General features: G+C 66.8%; 16 protein-coding genes. 6 read left to right on the top strand and 10 right to left on the bottom strand.

Features of this window, described 5'->3' with window-relative positions; all coding sequences use genetic code 11:
• Positions 1-42 precede the first annotated feature (42 nt).
• Genes scpC through IEW85_RS04155 form a run of 3 tightly spaced genes read left to right on the top strand, consistent with a single transcriptional unit; the run spans position 43 to position 3,222 of the window.
• Complete coding sequence (scpC, locus tag IEW85_RS04165) at positions 43-1,548, top strand: succinyl-CoA:acetate CoA-transferase ScpC (protein ID WP_188682925.1); 1,506 nt, start codon at positions 43-45, stop codon at positions 1,546-1,548.
• A gap of 2 nt (positions 1,549-1,550) precedes the next feature.
• Entirely contained in the window at positions 1,551-2,459 is a 909-nt protein-coding gene (locus IEW85_RS04160) for an ATP-grasp domain-containing protein (protein ID WP_188682923.1), read from the top strand.
• A 52-nt stretch (positions 2,460-2,511) separates the two neighbouring features.
• Positions 2,512-3,222 (top strand): TVP38/TMEM64 family protein, encoded by a 711-nt coding sequence (locus IEW85_RS04155; RefSeq protein ID WP_188682921.1) that lies wholly within the window; start codon positions 2,512-2,514, stop codon positions 3,220-3,222.
• 11 nt (positions 3,223-3,233) lie between these two features.
• On the opposite strand, the gene IEW85_RS04150 is transcribed toward IEW85_RS04155, so the two are convergent.
• Both IEW85_RS04150 and IEW85_RS14295 read right to left on the bottom strand, forming a co-directional pair.
• On the bottom strand, positions 3,234-4,253 hold the full coding sequence (locus IEW85_RS04150; RefSeq protein ID WP_188682919.1) for a nitronate monooxygenase: 1,020 nt from the start codon (positions 4,251-4,253) through the stop codon (positions 3,234-3,236).
• Positions 4,250-4,660, bottom strand: coding sequence for an EamA family transporter (locus IEW85_RS14295; RefSeq protein ID WP_229658771.1), 411 nt, complete (start codon positions 4,658-4,660; stop codon positions 4,250-4,252). Before IEW85_RS14295 ends, IEW85_RS04150 begins: the two co-directional genes overlap by 4 nt.
• A gap of 1,031 nt (positions 4,661-5,691) precedes the next feature.
• Between IEW85_RS14295 and IEW85_RS04140 the strand changes: the two genes are divergently transcribed.
• Positions 5,692-6,414 carry a LysM peptidoglycan-binding domain-containing protein gene (locus tag IEW85_RS04140; protein ID WP_188682917.1) on the top strand — a complete coding sequence of 241 codons (723 nt, stop codon included), beginning with the start codon at positions 5,692-5,694 and terminating at the stop codon, positions 6,412-6,414.
• A gap of 20 nt (positions 6,415-6,434) precedes the next feature.
• Here the strand turns inward: IEW85_RS04140 and IEW85_RS04135 are convergent, their stop codons facing one another.
• The 4 genes from IEW85_RS04135 to leuS all read right to left on the bottom strand — a co-directional run bounded on the left by IEW85_RS04135 (position 6,435) and on the right by leuS (position 13,398).
• Positions 6,435-8,954: a ComEC/Rec2 family competence protein gene (locus tag IEW85_RS04135; RefSeq protein ID WP_188682915.1), complete on the bottom strand. Its 2,520-nt coding sequence runs from the start codon at positions 8,952-8,954 to the stop codon at positions 6,435-6,437.
• A gap of 8 nt (positions 8,955-8,962) precedes the next feature.
• On the bottom strand, positions 8,963-9,763 hold the full coding sequence (locus IEW85_RS04130) for a helix-hairpin-helix domain-containing protein (protein WP_188682913.1): 801 nt from the start codon (positions 9,761-9,763) through the stop codon (positions 8,963-8,965).
• 152 nt (positions 9,764-9,915) lie between these two features.
• The gene (locus tag IEW85_RS04125; RefSeq protein WP_188682911.1) at positions 9,916-10,911 is read right to left on the bottom strand and encodes a DegV family protein; all 996 of its coding nucleotides are present in this window, start codon (positions 10,909-10,911) and stop codon (positions 9,916-9,918) included.
• A 9-nt stretch (positions 10,912-10,920) separates the two neighbouring features.
• Complete coding sequence (gene leuS, locus IEW85_RS04120; protein ID WP_188682909.1) at positions 10,921-13,398, bottom strand: leucine--tRNA ligase; 2,478 nt, start codon at positions 13,396-13,398, stop codon at positions 10,921-10,923.
• A 96-nt stretch (positions 13,399-13,494) separates the two neighbouring features.
• On the opposite strand from leuS, the gene IEW85_RS04115 reads away from it, so the two are divergent.
• Positions 13,495-14,448: an alpha/beta fold hydrolase gene (locus tag IEW85_RS04115; RefSeq protein WP_188682907.1), complete on the top strand. Its 954-nt coding sequence runs from the start codon at positions 13,495-13,497 to the stop codon at positions 14,446-14,448.
• Between the two features lie 24 nt (positions 14,449-14,472).
• On the opposite strand, the gene IEW85_RS04110 is transcribed toward IEW85_RS04115, so the two are convergent.
• The 4 genes from IEW85_RS04110 to IEW85_RS04095 all read right to left on the bottom strand — a co-directional run bounded on the left by IEW85_RS04110 (position 14,473) and on the right by IEW85_RS04095 (position 18,632).
• Positions 14,473-15,945 carry a tripartite tricarboxylate transporter permease gene (locus IEW85_RS04110; RefSeq protein WP_188682905.1) on the bottom strand — a complete coding sequence of 491 codons (1,473 nt, stop codon included), beginning with the start codon at positions 15,943-15,945 and terminating at the stop codon, positions 14,473-14,475.
• Positions 15,942-16,463 carry a tripartite tricarboxylate transporter TctB family protein gene (locus tag IEW85_RS04105; RefSeq protein ID WP_188682903.1) on the bottom strand — a complete coding sequence of 174 codons (522 nt, stop codon included), beginning with the start codon at positions 16,461-16,463 and terminating at the stop codon, positions 15,942-15,944. The genes IEW85_RS04110 and IEW85_RS04105 overlap by 4 nt, the downstream gene beginning before the upstream one ends.
• The gene (locus IEW85_RS04100; protein ID WP_188682901.1) at positions 16,460-17,461 is read right to left on the bottom strand and encodes a Bug family tripartite tricarboxylate transporter substrate binding protein; all 1,002 of its coding nucleotides are present in this window, start codon (positions 17,459-17,461) and stop codon (positions 16,460-16,462) included. The genes IEW85_RS04105 and IEW85_RS04100 overlap by 4 nt, the downstream gene beginning before the upstream one ends.
• A 226-nt stretch (positions 17,462-17,687) precedes the next feature.
• On the bottom strand, positions 17,688-18,632 hold the full coding sequence (locus IEW85_RS04095; RefSeq protein WP_188682899.1) for an alpha/beta hydrolase: 945 nt from the start codon (positions 18,630-18,632) through the stop codon (positions 17,688-17,690).
• 142 nt (positions 18,633-18,774) lie between these two features.
• Here IEW85_RS04095 and IEW85_RS04090 point away from each other — a divergent pair, with 142 nt between their 5' ends.
• Entirely contained in the window at positions 18,775-19,641 is an 867-nt protein-coding gene (locus IEW85_RS04090; RefSeq protein ID WP_188682896.1) for a helix-turn-helix domain-containing protein, read from the top strand.
• Positions 19,642-19,764 lie beyond the last annotated feature (123 nt).

Genomic DNA, 19,764 nt, shown 5'->3' with positions numbered 1-19,764 from the left:
TGCAGTCTGAATCACATGCCCAAGGAAGAGTCACCCCACTCAATGTCTCGAATCACCTGCCCCATACTGAGCAGCAAGATCACTTCGGCTGAGGAGGCTGCCTCCCATATCGACGACGGCGACCGCGTCGGCATGAGCGGCTTCACCGGAGCCGGCTACCCCAAGGCCGTCCCCGGAGCCGTTGCCGAACGGGCGAAGGACTCCCATCAGCGGGGCGAGGAGTTCGGAGTCGAGCTCTGGACCGGCGCCTCCACCGCGCCGGAGCTGGACGGCGTGCTCGCTGAGGCGGGCGCCCTGCGCAAGCGTCTTCCCTTCCAGTCGGACCCGACGCTGCGCAAGTCGATCAACTCCGGCTCCACCGAATACATCGACACCCACCTGAGCCACTCCGCCCAGCAGGCCTGGTTCGGCTTCTACGGCAACCTCGATGTGGCCGTGGTCGAAGTGGCCGCCGTGCTGCCCAACGGACTGCTGATCCCCGGCAGCTCCGTGGGCAATTCCAAGACCTGGCTGGACATCGCCGACAAGGTCATCATCGAAGTCAACCAATGGCACCCACGCGCCTATGAGGGTTTCCATGATGTCTACTACGGCACACGCCTGCCTCCCGAGCGTCGCCCTCTGCAGCTGCTGGACCCTCTGCAGCGCATCGGGGACCCCTACCTCCGGGTGGACCCGAAGAAGGTCGTGGCCATCGTGGAGACCGAGGCTCCCGACCGCAACCTGCCGTTCAAGGACGCTGATGAGAGCTCCAAGGCCATGGCTGACCACGTGGTGGACTTCCTGCGCCACGAGATCGACCAGGAGCGCCTGCCGGAGAACCTCCTGCCGCTGCAGTCCGGCGTGGGCAACGTGGCCAATGCCGTGATGTCGAACCTGGCCCACAGCGAGTTCGAAAACCTCACCGCCTACACCGAGGTCATCCAGGACGGCATGCTGGACCTGATCGACACCGGGAAGCTGACCGCAGTCTCCGCGACCAGCTTCTCGCTCTCGGCCGAGCGGGCCGCCGACTTCAACGAGAACATCGAAAGCTATAAGGGACGTATCCTGCTGCGCACCCAGGAGATCTCGAACCACCCGGAGGCCATCCGCCGCCTGGGGCTGATCGCCATCAACGGCATGGTGGAGGCTGATATCTACGGCAACGTGAACTCCACCCACGTGATGGGCAGCTCGATCATCAACGGCATCGGCGGCTCCGGCGACTTTGCCCGCAACGCCTACCTGAACTTCTTCGTCTCCCCCTCAGTAGCCAAGGAGGGCGCGATCTCGTCCATCGTGCCCTTCGCCAGCCACATCGACCACACCGAGCACGACACCCAGATCCTGGTCACCGATCAGGGCCTGGCCGACCTGCGCGGACTCTCCCCCACCGCTCGGGCGAGGAAGATCATCCACAGCTGCGCCCACCCCGACTACCGGGACCGCCTGCAGGACTACTTCGATCGGGCCGCAGCGGCCAACCCGAACGGACGGCACACCCCGCATCTGCTGCGCGAGGCTCTGTCCTGGCACGAGAGCTTCCAGGACAACGGGCAGATGTGAGCATGTCTGAAGAACTCACTCCTCGCGTCGCCGTCGTCGTCACCGACACCTACCGCCCCAGCGACTATGACAACGACACCGGACCGCTGATCGAAGCTCTCTCGGCTCGGAACATCCTCGCCGAACCTGTGGTCTGGCACCGCTGGCCCGCAGAGGATGACTCCCGGCAGTTCGATCTGCTGGTGCTGCGCAGCCCCTGGGACTACGCCGAGCGTGAGCAGGAGTTCCGATCGTGGCTGCACGCCGCGGCGTCCCGCACCCAAGTCCTGAACGCTCCGGAGCTGGTCGAGTGGAATCTGGACAAGGTCTATCTGCAGCAGCTGCAGCAGCGCGGCGTCGCCGTGGTACCCACTGAGTGGGTCCACACCTCGGAGGAGCTCACTCAGGCCCTGGCTCCGCACGGTGGGGACTGGGTGGTGATCAAACCCAGCGTCTCAGCCGGTGCCCTGGACACCGAGCTGCTGCAAGCGGATTCCGAACGCGCCCTGACACTGGGACGCAAGATCCTGGAGGAGGGCCGCACTGTGATGGTCCAGCCGGAGATCCCCGAGCTCTCTGAGGGACGGGAGAAGGCGCTGTACTTCATCGGTGGAGAGCACACTCACACCATCGCCAAAGGGGCGCTGCTGGAGCGCGGCGGCGGCTTCCTCGGCGGCCACTATCAGGAGAACCCACAGGTGCAGCGCGCCTCTGCCGAAGAGATCGCTTTCGGAGATCGCGTGATCAGAGCCTGCGCGGCCGCTGCAGGAACAGAGATCCCGCTCTACGGGCGGATCGACATCGTCACCTCCGCCGAGCACGGCACCGTGCTTCTGGAGGCCGAGCTCTTCGAACCGGCGCTGAACCTGCACAGAGCACCGCACGCCGCAGACGCCTTGGCCGGAGCCATCGCGAAGTCTCTGCACGGCTGACCGTGGCCTCCCAGGCTGAGAGCCGCTCCTCCGACCCTCTACAGTGGGGCAGATGAGCGATGAGCCCCAGCCCACCCACCACGAGGAGCACCGGCGCGGCAGTCTGCCGTGGGGCAGCCTCCTGCGCAACGGCCTGCTCGTCGTCGTCCTGCTGATCATGCTGTGGCTGGGCTTCAACGTGCGCCTGCCCTCCGTCGGCGAGCTCCAGGCTGAGATCGAAGAGCTGGGGTGGGTCGGCGTCGTCGCTTTCCTCGCTCTCTACGCCGCTGTCGCTATGACTCCGATCCCGGTGACCATCATGGCCGTGACCGGGGGCCTGCTCTTCGGCGTGATCATCGGCAGCGTGCTCTCTGTGGCCGGAGTGCTGGTGGGCTGCTGGGGCGCCTACTGGCTGGCCCGAGGATTGGGGCGCAGAACGGTGTTGAAGCTGCTGGGCGAGCACGCACGCAAGGTCGAGACCAATCTGCAGGGCGCAGGCTTCCAAGCGGTCTGCACGCTGCGGCTGATGCCAGGCTTCCCCTACTGGCCGGTGAACTATGGCAGCGGAGCCTTCGGGATCGGGCAACGGACCTTCCTCACAGCCAGCCTGGTCTCCACCGTCCCGGGCCAGGTCTCTCTGGTCGCCGTCGGGGCTTTCATCGCCCACCCAGGGGTCCTCTCAGGCATCATCGTGGCCTGCGCCTGGGCTGTGGTGCTGATCATGACGGCCTGGGCCTACCGTGCATGGAAGGGAACCTCCTCACGGAAGCTGCCCGGTTCATAGATATAGCGGGTTCATGACCCCAGGCGGCGCAGCAGCTCCTCTGCGGGCCCTGGGGAGGCGTCGCGCCATCCGGTGCCCGCCCACAGATTGAGCCCCTCAGGGTCCCCTGCCGCCGCAGCGGCCCGGCGCAGCGGAGCCGTCAGATGGTGCAGCGCCGGGAAGCCCAAGGGCGCGACTCCGGTCAGCGCAGCGGCGAACTCGTTCTCCAGCGCACGGGCGGGGCGGCCGGAGAAGGCGCTGGTGATGATGGTCGCCTCCCGGTCCGCAGCCGCCAGAGCCTCCTGATGGACCGGGTTCGCGCCGCTCTCCCCGGTGCGCAGCAGAATCGTGCCCACGACGGCCGCCTCGGCTCCGGCCGCTCGGACTTCGCGCACACGATCAGGCGTGGAGATTCCTCCGGCGGCCCACAGCGGCAGATCAGTGGCCGCCCGGATGTGCAGCAGCATCTCCTCCAGTTCGACCGGGGCCGGCGGCGCCGCAGGAGTCCAGGTCCCCGAATGGCCACCTGCCTCATGGGACTGGATGATCAGCGCATCGGCGCCTGCGATGTCTGCGTGCTCAGCCTCTGTGACCGTGGTGACCGTCTGCAGGACCGCAGCCCCGGTGCGCTGCAGACGCCGGATGTCGGTGGAGCTCGGCAGACCGAAGGTCACGCTCACCGCCGACACCGGATGCTCCTCGAGCACGGCCAGCTTCTCTTCCCACCGGTCATCGTCCTCCGCTGGGCTCTCCGGAAGGCTGACTCCGTAGTGCAGTGCCCACGGTTCGAGCCGCCGCCGGTAGTCGGCATAGGCCTCCGCACCGATCCGCACCGGCGTGGGGGCGAAGAGGTTCACCCCGAAGCGATCCGTCGCTGCCGAGACCTGATCGATCTGTTCGGCCAGCTGCTCAGGGCTCTTATAGCCGGCAGCGAGGAATCCGATCCCACCGGCTCGTGCAGCAGCTGTCACCAGCTCCGGCGTGCTGGGACCGCCAGCCATCGGCGCGGCGACGATCGGCAGCCGCATGCCCAGCTGTTCCATCATGGTCATCGTCTCTTCCCTTCTGCTGAACCTCCGGGCCCTCGGCCCGCCGGCCGACGGTCGCAGCTTCCTTCGCGGCCTCGTCTTCGATATGTGCGGTGCGGCTGATCGCTGATGATGGTCAGAACATTGCTGAGGATCACTAATCCGATCCCCGCCCACGCGATCAGCGGCAGGTCCTCGGAGAGCGCCACCAGGCCGATGAGCGCTGCGAAGAAGGGATGCATGGACATCCCGAGCCCGAAGACCACAGGACTGATCCTGCGCAGCACGATCAGATCCAGAGAATAGGGCACCGCCGTCGCCAGAATCCCGGCCACAGCGGCGAAGAGGAACGCCTGAGCCGGAGGCTGAGCCTGCCAGACGATCAGCGCAGCGATCGGAACCGTCACGCAGGCGGAGAGGGTGGTGGCCACCGCAGTCCCCTGGACCCCCCGGCGGCCTCTGGCCCACCACGCGATTGGTCACGATATAGCCGGCCCAACAGACAGCCGCGATCACGGCGAAGCTCAGTCCCAGCAGATCCGAAGTGGGCCCGGGACGTGTCAGCAGCACGACGCCGCTCAGCGCCAGTGCCGCACAGACCGCGTCTCTGGGACGGCGGCCGGAGATCAGCGCCACCGCAAGCGGCCCCAGGAATTCGATGGTCACGGCCATTCCCAGGCCCACTCGCTCGACGGCCGCATAGAGGGCAGTGTTCATCCCAGCGAAGAAGAAGGCCAGCAGACCGAGGGGCCACCACTGGGATCGCGTGAACTGCCATACTCGGGGTCGGGTCATCGGCAGCAGCACCAGTGCGGCGACCAGCTGACGCACAGCCACGACGCCGACTGGGGTCATCGTGCTGAATGCCAGAGAGCCCACCGCAGCTCCGGACTGGGTGCTCAGGGCACTGGTGGAGATCACCGCAAAACCCCGGAGGGTGCGTGTTCCAGGTGTGCCGCTGGTCATATGTGCCATTCTGGCACCCTGCGGCCGCTGCGGGGCGACGATGGGGCTGTGCGCCGCTGACCAGGCATGACGCCTTGCTCCCCTGGACGACTCACACGTGGACGCATACGGCAGGGCACAGGAATCACGTCGACTCACATCTAACTCACAGAAACTCTATAACGGGACGATAACGACCCTAGATCCCTGTGATTCCGGGCTTCCAGAGGTGACACGGGGGTACTTGACCTGTTTGACGCAACCTTTTCGAGACCTTTTACTGGATTGCGGACATCTTCTGTGATGTTGGCGTAACTTTCGAGTTCCGCCTCTGAGTCGGATTCGCTCCGAATCAGATCCCGTCGCAGAAGCTGCAGGAGCCGGCCGCTCCCCATCACCGTCCATAAGGCCGGCTTCGGCGGACAGACCGTAGGAAACGTGAGGTGAAGCAGGACGGTGACACGAGGAAGACCTGGGAAGGTCTGAGTGGCGGGGGCTTCGATACAACTGTCTGATTATGCAGAACACCAAGACTTTCAAGAAGATCCTCGGCGGCGGCATGGCTGCAGCCACTCTGGCCGGCGGCGCCCTCGTCGCACAGGCCCCGGCCGCCTTCGCTCAGTCCGACTGGGACCGCCTCGCAGAGTGCGAGTCCGGCGGCGACTGGTCGATCAACACCGGCAACGGCTTCTACGGCGGACTGCAGTTCCAGCAGAGCTCCTGGGAGGCTGCCGGAGGCAGCGGCATGCCGCACCAGGCCTCCAAGGCTGAGCAGATCCGCGTGGCCGAGAACCTGCTCGAGATGCAGGGCTGGGGCGCATGGCCCGCGTGCTCCGCTCAGCTCGGCCTCTCCGGCCAGCCCAGCGGCGGCAGCGCAGCGCAGGCACCTGCTGAGCAGCAGGCTCCGGCCGAGCAGCAGGGTAACGCTGAGCAGCAGGCACCCGTCCAGGAGGCTCCGGTTCAGGAGGCTCCCGTGCAGCAGGCACCGGCTGAGCAGGCTCCCGTGCAGCAGGCACCGGCCCAGGACATCCCGGAGCCGACCGAGCCGGAGGCTGCTCCGGAGGCCGATGTTGAGGTCTCCGGGGAGACCTACACCATCCAGGAGGGTGACTCCCTGACCAAGATCGCCGATGCGCTCGGCATCGCTGACTGGCAGGACCTGTGGGGCGCCAACGCCGACCAGATCCAGGACCCGAACACCATCTTCGTCGGTGACGAGCTGAAGCTCCCGGTCCTCTGATCACTCCATACGGCTGATCCTCAGTTGGGAAGGCGGGCGGCACTGAGCACGCCCCCTTCCCAACTGAGGATCACTGTTCCGTGCAGATCGGTCCGGTAGGTGACTGCGCCGACCTCCGCCAGGGCATCCAAAATGCTCTGGTCCGGATGACCGTAGCTGTTCTCCTCCCCCACCCCGATCAGCGCGACGGCGGGCTCCCTGCTCTTGAGCAGATCGAGTCCGCCGTTCGCGGCACCATGATGAGCGACCTTGAGCAGATCCACCTCCTGCGGGAGGCGATCCTGCCGCAGCAGCGCTGCGGTCAGCTCCTCCTCCAGATCACCAGTCACCAGAAGCCTCAGCGGATCGTTCGCGGATCCGGCTGGGGCTTCTGTCGTCTCATAGAGGTAGAGCTGGACCACCAATGAGTTGTCATTGGGATTGGGGAAATGGCTGAAGGCCGACCACACCCGGTAGGACGCCGGGTAGTCCTCGCCGAGCCGTCCGGCGTCACCCAGCTCCGCCCGAATGATGGGGATCCCCTCATCCTCGATCTCCATGGCATCCGCCGCCTCCCAGCCGTCGCTGGCCGAGTAGAGCACCTGCTCCACCTCACGGCCGCGGAACACACCTGCCGCTCCCCCGTAGTGGTCGCGATGGTCATGGCTGATCATCAGCATCTCCACAGTGGTGATGCCCAGATCACGCAGACAGTCATCGGCTGCCTCCGGCTCCTGGCCGGCGTCGATGACCACAGCCCCCGCTTCCTGTGTTCGCACCACCAGCATGTCTCCCTGCCCGACATCACAGAGCGCCACACGCCAGTGATCGGGCGGCCCGCCGCCCATCCAGAGCGTGGTGGGCAGCATCAGCGCCCCGAGCGAACCTGCCGCAGCACCCAGCACGACGCCGTGCAGCCAGGTGATCTGCCAGGCCGGTCCGCGCACCAGCAGCACCACCAGGATCAGCACGGCCAACAGATAGACCAGCACCAGGGACAGACCGAACCAGCCCTGCGGCCACGGAGCCACTGCACGCGGAAGCTCGGCGGCTGTCCTGCCGATCTGGCCGATCCCTGCCGCGGCCCATCCCGAACACCACAGCAGTGCCGCAGAGAGCCACGGGACAGCCGTGCTGAGCACCGCGGCCGCTGTGCCCAGCACAGTCACGAAGGGAAGCAGCGGACCCGCCAGAAGATTGGCCGGCACCGAATAGGTCTGCACACCCTCCGAGAGCGGCAGCAGCACCGGCACGGCGAAGAGCTGAGCAGAGGCCGTCAGCGCCAGCGGCCCCGAAAGGACTCCAGGCAGCCAAGGATCCAGCATCTCCTTCACCCGTTGTCCGACCAGCACGATGCCCAGAGTGGCCGCCACGCTGAGCTGGAAGGCAGGCGCGGTGCTGAACCATGGATCGTAGATCAGCAGCACCAGCACACAGAGGCAGAGCAGTGCGAAGGAGGCCCTACCCCGCCCGGCGAAGACCGCCAGGGCTCCGATGCCGCCCATCACCGCCGCGCGGATCACGCTGGGCTTGGGCTGGACCAGCAGCACGAACAGCACGATCCCGATCAGCAGCACCGGCAGCGTCATCCATCGGGGCGCCCGTGACAGGCGCAGGATCCCCAACAGTGCTCCGACCACCAGGGCCAGATGCGTGCCGCTGACCGCGCTGAGATGGCTCAGACCGGAGTCCAGCATGGCATCGCGCAGCTCCGGCGACTGCTGGGAACGATCGCCGAGCACGATGGCCGGCAGCAGGGCCGGGCCATCGCCCACCGCATGCTGCGCATGTTCTGTGGTGGCCGCGCGCAGCGTGTTGAACCCCTGGGTGACCTGCGCCCAGCGGTCCTGCGGCAGGGCGGCCAGCCCATCCTCCTCGAAGGGGAAGAGCAGGGCGGTGGCCCGGTCGCCCACCTCAGTGGCCGAGGCCCTCACCATGCCCTGATAGTGTTGGCCGGCCACCAGCGGCTGGTCCTCGGAGACGATCAGCACCGCAGCGACTCTCAGCTTCACGTCCGGCTCATCAGGCACTTCATCCGCGTCGGAGCCTGATCCGGGCAGCTGGGCCGAGTGCACCTGCACATCGGCCAGCAAGCGGTCCTCACCGTCGAAGCCGGGACGGTCCAACAGCTGGGCATCTCCGCTGATGCGCAGTGTGACTTCGAAGGGCGCCTCACCCTCCACGGCCTCGCTCCACCCGGACTCGTCGGCCGTGCGCTGCGGTACGGCCGCAGAGATCGCCACTACAGCCCCCACCAGGCAGGCCAGCACACTGTGCAGCAGCAGATGACGCGGCCAGCTGCGGCCAGGACTCCCCCGCTCACCCACCGGCCTCCGCAGAAGGAGCAGCAGGACCCCGCTCAGCATCAGTGCTGCCAGGAACAGTCCCCAGCCGAGCCTGGCTCCCACCGCCCAGGGCAGGTGGACGGCCGCCAGTGCCGAACCCCAGGCCGCCGTGGCCGCCGGCAGCAGACGCAGATCAAGGGGCCGCAGACCGGCTTCAGGCTTAGGCTGGGCCTCCACCTGGCCATGACCCAGGACGGCGTTCCGCAGAGCCCTCACAGACGCTCTCACCAGGTCACGAGATCTTCGACGTCGGCGAGGATGGCAGGGCCGACCCCGCTGACCGCGGCCAGCTCCTCCAGAGAGCCGAAGTCGCCGTGGGATTGGCGGTGGTCCACGATCCGCTCGGCCAGCGCGGGCCCGATGCCGGGCAGCCCCTCCAGTCCAGCGGCATCGGCGGTGTTGAGGTTGATGAGCTCGCCCTGACCTTCCTCTGTCCCAGACGATCCCCCGGCCTGCTGGCCATGGTCGGCGGGAGGCCCCTCGCCGGCGTCGTACTCTTCCTGGGTGGGCACCCAGACGAGGACCCCGTCCTGAACCTCCTCCGCCAAGTTCAGCCCGTGCAGCGCAGCCTCTTCCGTGGGGCCGCCTGCCTCCTCGATGGCCTCGTGGACCCGAGCCCCGGCCGGCACCTCCACCACTCCGGGAGACTCCACGGCACCGGCCACATGGACCACAGTGGGCCCGTCATCAGGCGCACTGTTCTCACTTGCACTGTCTTCTGCCCCGGGCGGCGCCTCTTCATCAGAGCCCTGCCGCTGGCCTGCATGGCCCTCGTCTGCCTGTTCCTGCCCCGACTGGTCGCGGGAGAGCTCCGGGGCATCGGGAAGAGCCTCTGGGGAGGACGAGCCGCCGCCGAACCAGGAGACCAACAGCCAGCTGACCAGAGCGCCGGCCACGACCACCACGGCCATCGCGCGCAGGCGGAAGCGCCCGGGAGCACTGTGGCGCTCCTGCCGAATCCGATGACGCTCCTCCCGCTCCTGGCGGAGCCGGTCGCGTCGTGAGATGAGCTCTTCGTCCTCCATGCGGTCACAGTAGGACTGCTGCAGAGCATCGGGGAGCGTTCAGAACAGGACTGGGGAGTCCCGGGCGCGGCTCATCCGAGCCACAGGCCGCTGTGGAGGAATCTGTCGCCGCGCTGCCGCTGGGGCTCGGCTCAACCGTTGGAGGCTCGGAGCTACCGCTGAGGCGTGGCGGTGTGCGCAGGGCTCACGCAGACCGCCAGAGCTCCCAGCCCCAGATGAGCGGCCAGAGCGGGCGGCAGCGGCACCACCGGCACCGGCAGCGCAGAATGCTCCTGAAAGGCCTCTGCCAGCTCACGCGCCTGGGCGGGGTTGCCGAAGCCGTGAACCACGATCCGCGGCCTGTCCATCTCCGCGGCCATATCCTCCACTCGTGCGGTGAGCCGTGAGATGGCCCGCGGCAGAGTGCGCGGCCGTTCCAGAGGCTGGACCTCGCCGTCGCGGATATGCAGCAGCGGCTTCACCCACAGCAGGTTCCCGAGGATGCCCGCCAACGCATTGATCCGTCCGCCGCGGCGCAGCTGCTCAAGATTGGGCACCACGAACAGCGATTGGGAGGCAGCGGCGGTCTCCTCAGCGGCGCGGACCACCTCGGGCTGGCTCCCCCCGAGCTGAGCGGTCATCGCCGCATCGAGCACAGCATGCCCCAGCGAGAGTCCCGTCTGTGCCGAGTCCACGACGCTCACCGGGATTCGGCTGTCCTCACCGGCCAGTCGGGCGGCCTCCACCGTTCCGGAGAGCTTCCCGGAGAGGTGGACGGACACGATGCCCGCATACCCCTGGCCCGCCAGACGGTGATACACCTCGGACAGCCGCCCGGGCGAAGGACGAGAGGTGCGCACCGGTGTCCCCTGGGCCACGGCCAGCGCCAGATCACGGTCCAGCTCCGATGAGGCCCCCGCATAGATCTGGGCGTCATGCTGGGCGGTCTCGATCATCACCGGGATCGGGACGCTGGTGATGTTGGCCCCCAACTGCCCCATCCGGATCTGGCCCTCAGCATCAGTGGGAAGCGAGCAGGAGGAGTCCGTCACAACCGCGATCCGGCCGCGGCGACGCTTCAGGCTGGGCCTGCGTCCGGAGAGGCGGGAGCGCCGGGCGTAGAGCTCCTCCTCTGAGGCCCGGGCCCACTCCTGCACCGAATGTTCCATAGGAAGGCGTCAGCCGGTCACCACATTGACCAGCTTGGGCTCGCGGACGATGACCTTGCGGACACCGCCGCCCTCCTCGATGTACTTCTGGATCTTGGGCAGCGCCAGCGCCTGCTTCTCCAGCTCCTCGGCGGAGATGTCGGCAGGGACGTCGAGCTTATCGCGCAGCTTGCCCTTGACCTGGACCACAGCGGTGACGGTGTCCTCCACCAGCAGGGCCTCATCCACCGCCGGCCAGGAGGAGTTGGCCACCGAGGGCTCATGGCCCAGCAGGGCCCACATGTCCTCAGCGGTGTAGGGAGCCACCAGCGAGAGGATCTGGGCGGTGACCTCTGTGGCCTCACGGACCGCAGGATCAGCGGCACCGGCACCGGCGTCGATCTCCTTGCGCGCTGCGTTGACCAGCTCCATCACGCGGGCGATCACCACGTTGAACTTCTGATCCTCGACCAGCTGCTCAGAGTCAGCGATGGTCCGATGGGTCAGCGACCGCAGACCGGATGCTCCTGCGGAGGGGTCGGCGCCCGGCTCGGACTCCACGTCCTGGGCCAGTCGCCAGGCGCGGGCCAGGAACTTGGCCGAACCCGAGGGCGAGACATCGGCCCAGTCCACGTCGTCCTCCGGCGGGGAGGCGAAGACCATGGTGAGCCGGACAGCATCGACGCCGAAGGTGTCGAGCTGCTCGCCCAGGTTCACACCGTTGCCCAGCGACTTGGACATGGCCTTGCCGCCATTGAGGACCTGACCCTGATTGAGCAGGGCGGAGAAGGGCTCGGTGAAGTTCACCAGGCCCAGGTCGTAGAGCACCTTGGTGAAGAAGCGGGAGTAGAGCAGGTGCAGGATCGCGTGCTCCACGCCGCCGACGTACTGATCCACCGGCAGCCACTTGTTGACCTCCTCGGTGGGGAAGACCGCGTCGTCGTCCTGCGGGGCGATATAGCGCAGGTAGTACCAGGAAGAGTCCACGAAGGTGTCCATGGTGTCGGTGTCCCGGGTGCCCTGCCTGCCGCAGTCGGGGCAGTCCACGGTCACCCAATCCTCGGCGCCGGCCAGCGGAGACTTGCCCTTCGGGGAGAGCTGCTCGCCGCGCATATCAGTGGGCAGCTGCACCGGCAGCTGGTCCTCCGGCACCGGGACCTCGCCGCAGTCATCACAGTGGATGATCGGGATGGGTGCGCCCCAGAAGCGCTGACGCGAGAGCAGCCAGTCGCGCAGGCGGTAGTTGACCTCAGCCTCGCCCAGCTCCTTCTGACCGAGAACCTCGATGGACTTGGCGATGGCCTCCTCCTTGCCCAGGTCCTCCCAGGCCGGGGAGTTGATCAGAGTGCCCTCGCCGGCGGCGGCCACACCGGAGACGGCCGGGTCCTCGTCCTCCGTCTGGACCACCACAGTGACGGGCAGGTCCATGACCAGGGCGAATTCGAGGTCGCGCTGGTCGTGGGCCGGAACGCCCATGACGGCGCCGGTGCCGTAGTCGGCCAGCACATAGTCGGAGGCCCAGACCGGCAGCTTCTCACCGGTCAGCGGGTGGAGGGCGTATCGGCCCAGGAACACGCCTGTGCGCTCACGGTCGGCCGACTGGCGCTCGATGTCGGAGACGCTGCCCAATGCGGCACGGTACTCCTCCAGCTCAGCGCGACGGTCCTCGGTGACCAGTTCCCGGGCCAGCTCCGCGTCGGCGGCGACCACCATGAAGGTCACACCGTAGAGCGTGTCAGGGCGCGTGGTGAAGACGGAGATGACCTTCTGCGGGGCATCTGCGGCGGCCTCGATGGTGTACTTCACCGAGGCGCCGGTGGAGCGGCCGATCCAGTTGCGCTGCATGGCCAGAACGCGCTCGGGCCAGGAGCCCTTGAGCTGCTCCATGTCATCGAGCAGGCGATCGGCATAGTCGGTGATCTTGAAGTACCACTGGTTCAGGGCCTTCTTGGTCACTGGGGTCTTGCAGCGTTCGCAGGCGCCGTCGACCACCTGCTCATTGGCCAGCACGGTCTGATCCTTGGGGCACCAGTTGACCGGAGAATCCTTCCGGTAGGCCAGGCCCTGCTGATAGAACTGCAGGAAGAGCCACTGGGTCCAGCGGTAATAGCGCTCATCGGAAGTGTGCAGGCGGCGGGTCCAGTCGGCGCTGATCGCGTAACGCTTGAAGCTGGCGGCCTGGGTCTCGATGTTGGCGTAGGTCCACTCGGCCGGGTGAGCATCGTTCTTGATGGCCGCGTTCTCCGCGGGCAGGCCGAAGGAGTCCCAGCCGATGGGATGCAGCACGTTGCAGCCGCGCAGCCGCGCATAGCGGGCCGGCACATCGCCGATGGCGAAGGCCTCGGCATGGCCCATGTGGAGGTCCCCCGAAGGGTAGGGGAACATGTCCATCACGTACTTCTTCTCCCGGGTGTCCTCCGGATCTACGACGAAGGTTCCGGCTTCCTCCCAGTACGGCTGCCAGCGCGCCTCGATCTCCTGGAAGTCATACTGCTTCTTGTCGTTCACTGAAAGGGCACCTCATGGTCGTGATGTCGTCGAATACGGGCTTGGGACCCGACACAGTCTAATCCCTCTTCTCACTGTTCCTATGCTGGGGACGTGATGTTTTCGTGGACGGACTTCCCCAGCCGCACCGGTGAGCGGCGGACCCTCGAGGTGACGCTGCCCCAGGGCTCCGCCGAGCTGGCGCTCCATCGCTATGCACCTTCGACGACAGACGACGACGCCGGCCCTCGAGCCCCGCGCCCGCGGCTGCTGCTCATCCACGGCTTCCGTGGTGACCATCACGGGATGCAGCTCATCGTCGATGCCCTGCCCGGCTATGAGATCTTCGTCCCGGACCTGCCCGGCTTCGGTGAGACTCCCCCGCTGCGCTCACCGCGCGGCCGGCGGCTGGAGCACACGGTGGAGCGCTATGCCGAGGTGGTCGAGGCTCTGGCAGAGCAGCTCCGACTGGGCGCCGAGGATGTGGTGGCCGGGCACTCCTTCGGCAGCATCGTGGTCTCGGCGCATCTGCAGCGCGCGGTGCGCCGCTGGGCCGGTGCGGTGATGCTGGCCCCGATCAGCGATGACATCTTCCGGCGGCCCGCGCTGCTGCCCGGCGCGCTCGGCGTCGAGCTCTACTACCGGCTCTGCCAGGTGCTGCCCGGAGGCTGGGGCGACTGGGCGCTGCGCTCTCCGCTGGCTCTGGCGGTGACCAATCTGACGATGATGGTGGGCCGGGAACCGGACCTGCGGGCCTATATCCGGGATCAGCACCGCCGCCACTTCGGGGCCTATTCGGACCGGAAGACCGTGCTGGAGGCCTATTGGGCCTCCAGCCGCCATACGGTCACCGACTATGCGGCCACGCTGGATATGCCGGTGCTGCTGCTCTGCGGCGCGAAGGACCAGCTCAGTACGGTGGCCGGGCGCAGAACCCTGCGCCAGGCCGTTCCGGGGTCTGAAGGTGCGGGAGCTCAGTGGGAGATCCTGCGCGGGACCGGGCACCTGCTCCACTATGAGAAGCCGGCTCAGGCCGGCCGCGCGGTGGAGCGGTTCCTGCGGTCTCTGTGACGGCCGGCTTGTTCGGGTGCGCCGTCAGGATGCTGTGCTGCGCAGCTCCCGGCGGAGGGCGAAGCCGGCCGATGCCACCGTCATCAGCAGCAGGACCAGCGGCAGGGGCTGCAGGACCCAGCTGAGATCGCCCTCCAGGATCATCGCCAGCCGGAAGCCCTCCTCGGCGATGGGGCCCAGAATCATGCCGATGATCAGCGGAGCCAGCGGGAAGCCGCCCTTGATCATCACGTAGCCCAGTACGGCGGCGATCAGCATGACCATCACGTCGAAGAGGTTGGAGCGCAGCGAGTAGCTGCCCAGCACAGCCAGCACGATGCCTGTGGGCCACAGATAGGTGGCGGGGACGCGCTCGATCATCCGGGCCCAGAGACCCGAGCCGAACCAGCCGAGCAGCAGCAGGACCAAGTAGACCACCAGGAATCCGATGAAGATTCCGTAGACCAGGTCCGGGGAGCCGTCGAAGAGTGCGGGGCCAGGCTGCAGGCCGTGGACGGTGATGGCGCCGATCAGCACGGCCGAGGTCACATCGCCGGGGATGCCCAGAGTCAGCGTGGGGGCCAATGCGCCTGCGGTTCCGGCATTCTTGGCGCTCTCCGCACTGACCAAGCCTCGGATGTCCCCGTGCCCGAAGTTCCTCCGGTCCTTCCGGGCGGCACGCTTGGCCTCGTTATAGGCAACGAAGGATCCGATGTCCCCTCCGGTCCCGGGGATCACGCCGATGATGAAGCCGATGACGCTGCCAAGGATGGCCGAAGGCGCCAGCTTCTTCAGCCAGCCGAGTCCGGGGCTGAAGCGCTGTCCCTTGGCCTTGAGCGAGATGCCCAGGCGATTCTCGAACTGCAGGAAGGCCTCGGCCACAGCGAAGAGGCCGATCATCACCGGGATGTAGTCGATACCGGAGGCCAGCTCGGGCGATCCGCCGGTCAGGCGTGGAAAGCCCTGGATGGTGTCCAGGCCGATGAGCGCGATGGCCAGGCCGAGGGCACCGCTGATCAAGCCTTTGAGCATGCGCCCCTCGGAGACCGCGGCCACCACGGTCAGCGCCAGCAGGGCCAGCATGAAATAGGCGGCCGGGCCGAAGCCCAGGGCGAAGCTCGCCAGCACCGGTGCCAGCAGCGCCAGCAGGATCACGCCGATGATGCCGCCCAGCGTGGAGCCCAGCACGGAGACCTTCAGCGCCTGATCGGCCTGCCCCTGACGGGCCAGTGCGTTGCCGTCGTCCACTGAGGCGGCTGAGGCCGGTGTGCCGGGGGCGCGCACCAGGATGGCGGGGATGGACCCGGCATAGACCGCGCCTCCGTAGATGCCCAGCAGCAGCATGGTCCCCTGGATGGGCTCCAGCGCGAAGGTGAAGGGCAGCAGGATGGCCACGCCCACGGTGGCGGAGATTCCGGGCAGAGCACCGACCACGATGCCGATGCTCACGCCGCAGACGATCAGCAGCAGAACCAGCGGATCGGCGATGGCTTCCAGACCGATGAGCCAGTCACTCATGGGATCACCCCTTCCAGCAGCCCGGCGGGCAGATGCACGTCCAGGAGCCCGGCGAAGAGCAGATGCAGAGCTGCTGCGGTCAGCGCTGAGACCAGGAGGATCTGCAGCCATCGCCTGCCGCCCATGAGACGGCTGGCACAGCAGAGGAAGGCGAAGGTGGACGGGATGAAGCCCAGCACGTCCAGCAGCCCCGCATAGACCACGGTGAGTATCAGGATGGCGGCCGCGGTCCGTCGGACAGAGGCGGGCGGCAACACTGCGGAAGGCTGCGGCCGCAGGAGCAGCAGCACTCCCAGCACGGCCAGCGCCGCGGTGATCAGCCAGGGCAACGCCGCCGTGCCGGGATCGGAATCCTGGGTGGCGGCGGGGAAGGTCAGTGCGGCCAGGCCCAGCCCGGCGGCCAACAGCAGCACGACGACGGCGAAGACACGGTCAGCAGTTCTGCTGACCTGAGTGCTCGGCTGTGTCTGTGAATGCTCTGTCTCTGTGTTCGGTGTCTCTGCGTGCTGCGCGCTCATTCCACCAGTCCGATCTCTCGGACGACCTCGCCGTAGCGGTCGTACTCCTCATCCAGGAAGGCGTCGAACTCCTGGGCATCCCGGTGGACCTGGTTCAGGCCCGTGGTCTCCATGTACTCGGAGAAGCTCTCGGACTGACGTGCCTCGTCCAGGCAGTCGGAGAGGAACTCGACATGCTCATCAGGTGTGCCGGCAGGGGCGTAGATCCCCAGCACGGCGGTGGAGTCCCAGTCGTAGCCGAGCTCCTCCAGCGTGGGGACCTCCTCCGGGAAATAGTCCACCGGATCGCCGAAGACGGCCAGGGCACGCAGATCGCCGGACTCCACGAAGGGACGCAGCTCTGCGGCTCCGGCGGTGACGGCATCGGTCTGCCCGCCCATGGCGGCCTGCAGAGCTGAGGCGGTGCCGTCGAAAGGCGCATTGACTAAACGGTCTTCCAGCCCGGCCACGAGGGCCATACCCTCGAAGCCCAGGTGGTAGATGCTGCCGGTGCCGCTGGTGGCCACAGTCATCCGGTCGTTCTCCGAGGTCTGCAGGTCCTCGAAGGTCTCGAGGGGCGAATCCGCAGGGACGGCGATGGCCACCGGCTGCTCGCTGTACTGGATGATGCCCTGGACGTCGCGCTCGGGAAGGATGTCCACGATCCCGAAGTGCTCCAGGATGGACATCTCGATCGCGGCGGTGCCCAAGGTGTAGCCGTCTGGTGTGGAGTCCAGAGCCGAGCGGAAGCCCACGGACCCTGCTCCGCCGGTCTCATTGCGGATCACGAAGCTGGTGCCGCAGGCCTCCTCAGCCTCGGCCACCAGCTGCCGCGTGGTGCCGTCCGCACTGCCGCCCGGGGCGAAGGGGACGACCACGTCGATGGACCGCGAGGGAAAGCCTTCCTCGGCCTGGACGCTCTGCTGGTCCGGGCCCGAACAGGCCGTGATGATGAGTGCGGCGCCCAGCGCCAGGGAGGTCCCGGCGAGCACACGCCTGTGTAGATCTGGATGATGCACAGACATATGGTGGCAGAGATTCCGCCGGAGAGACGGATGTCACAGCTGACAGTCTCACTCCGTGAGCCGAAGGGCTGATGCGGACCGACGTTCGACGGCCGAAATGTCCTCAGCCGTCAGCTGCATGGCGGCGATCCGATCATCCTCCTGGTCGATCTGCACCAGCTCATCCAGCCAGCTGGTGCAGCCGATGGACGGACCTCGCCTCAGGCTCCAGAGGGTCAGGTCAGAGCCTGTCGTCGAAGAAGGGGATCACCGTCTTCAACGCTTCTCCCGCTCCATGGGGGCGATCGTAGAGATCATAGTGCGAAGCGCCATCGATTTCGAGGAGCGTCTTATCGGTGGAATAAGCGCGCTCATAGATCTCGTGGCCATCACGGTGAGCACCGAATGCTCCCTGTTTGTCCTTATCGCCGATCACGACCAGCAACGGCTGGTCAAAGAGTTCTTCGGCCAGGTGGAAGGCGTCCCACCCTAACGCCGCCGCACCGTGTGCGGCTTCGAAGAGGACACAGCCGTGCTTCGCCTGGCCGCGATCGGTGCGGTAATACTCAAAGGCCTCGATGATGTCAATGTCTCCGGTCTGCTGCGCAGCATCGCGAGTCTCGGGCAGAAACCCATTGACCGCACTCTGCTCTCCTCGTGCATCCTTGGTGCGCTGCTGGGCGATCCCAACAAGTGCCTGGAGACAGCCGCCATTCTGGCCAGCCATCTCCCGCTGGAGCCGGCCAAAGTTCGCCCCCGTGACCGAGACCACCGCCCTGAAGCGCTTCTCCGTCTTCGCTGCTGCGAGGGCGTACCCGCCGCCGCCACAGATACCGAGCACCCCGATCCGGTCGATCTCTACATACGGCAGAGTGACGAGGTGGTCGACGACACGGCTGAAGTCCTGGACACGCTGTGCCGGATCCTCCAGGAACCGCGGCTCGCCTCCACTCGCGCCTTGGAAACTCGCATCAAAGGCGATGACCAGGTAGCCAGCGTCTTTGAGGGCAGGGGCGTAGATGTTGCCGGAGGTCTGCTCTTTGCAGCTTCCGATCGGGTGAGCCACAACGATGGTGGGATAGGTCTTTGACTCGTCGAAGTTCGGCGGGAAGTGGAGATCCGCTGCGATATCCCAGTACATGTCGGGATTGCGGAAAGTGACGCGTTCGATAGTGCCGGTGGTCATGGTGTCTCCTCAGTACTGACCGGGGCGATTCCCCGTCGTGACATCCACTCTCCCCCGCGCCGTGCAGACCAACCAGCCCGCGATCTTGCCTAGGAAAGATCTGTCCCAGGATGCAAGTGTGGATCCGCCCTAGGATTGGGACATGTCATCCTCACCTCAGCTCAAAGCCCTGGGCGAGTTCTTCCGGGCAAGACGTGGCGAGCTCACCCCGGAAGCGATTCCCGCCAACGCGGTGAGCGCCTCCACACGGCGACGAGTCGAGGGCCTGAGGCGCGAAGAGGTCGCACAGCTCGCCGCGGTGAGCACCGACTATTACACGCGAGTCGAACAAGGTCGAGTGACACCATCAGACCAGGTCTTCGCCACGCTGTGCCGGACCTTCGCGCTGTCTTCGGAACAGAGGATCTACGCCGAAGATCTCCTCAACCACGCCCGCGGGTACGTATCGTCTGCCCCAGGCCGCGAAGCCGCCCACGACCGGCTCCAGCTGCTGCTGGACCAGCTCACGGACCTGCCGGCACTGGTCCTCGGTCCCAGGATGGACGTCCTCGCCTGGAACGCACCCGCGGCCACTCTGATCACGGACTTCGCACGGATCCCGGCTGCCGACCGGAACTACGTCTCCATCACCTTCACAGCACCTGGGATGAGTGATCTCTATGAAGACTGGCAGTCCGTTGCCCGCACATGCGTGGGCATCCTCCGGCGCGAGGCAGCGGAGAACCCGGACGATCCGGAGCTGGCCGCGCTGGTCGGTCGGCTCTCCATCGCCGACGACGACTTCCGCCGTTGGTGGGCCGAACATCGCGTCGCCGAACAGAACTTCGGAGCCAAGGTCATGTTCCACCCGACGGCCGGACGAATGAGCCTGAGCTGGGACTCCTTCACCTACGCGGGCGCGGCAAGACAGCAGCTCATACTCTGGTCCGCTGTCGCCGGAAGCCCGGACGCACACGCCCTGTCGACCCTCGTCTCTCTCTCACACGATCAGAACTCCATGACCGACTGACAGCATCGCGCTCGCCCAGGACGTCCTCCGCCGAGTCCTCTGCAACCTCCTCGGGCTCTGGCCCCTGGGATTCCCGCGGAGCAGGCGGCGGTGGAGTCGAAGGCGCCGGCGTTCCACCTCCCC

It is taken from the genome of Nesterenkonia cremea, from assembly GCF_014642675.1.
GTDB lineage: Bacteria > Actinomycetota > Actinomycetes > Actinomycetales > Micrococcaceae > Nesterenkonia > Nesterenkonia cremea.
The sequence above is the reverse complement of the archived record's forward strand: the minus strand, read 5'-3'. Positions and strand labels throughout refer to the sequence as shown.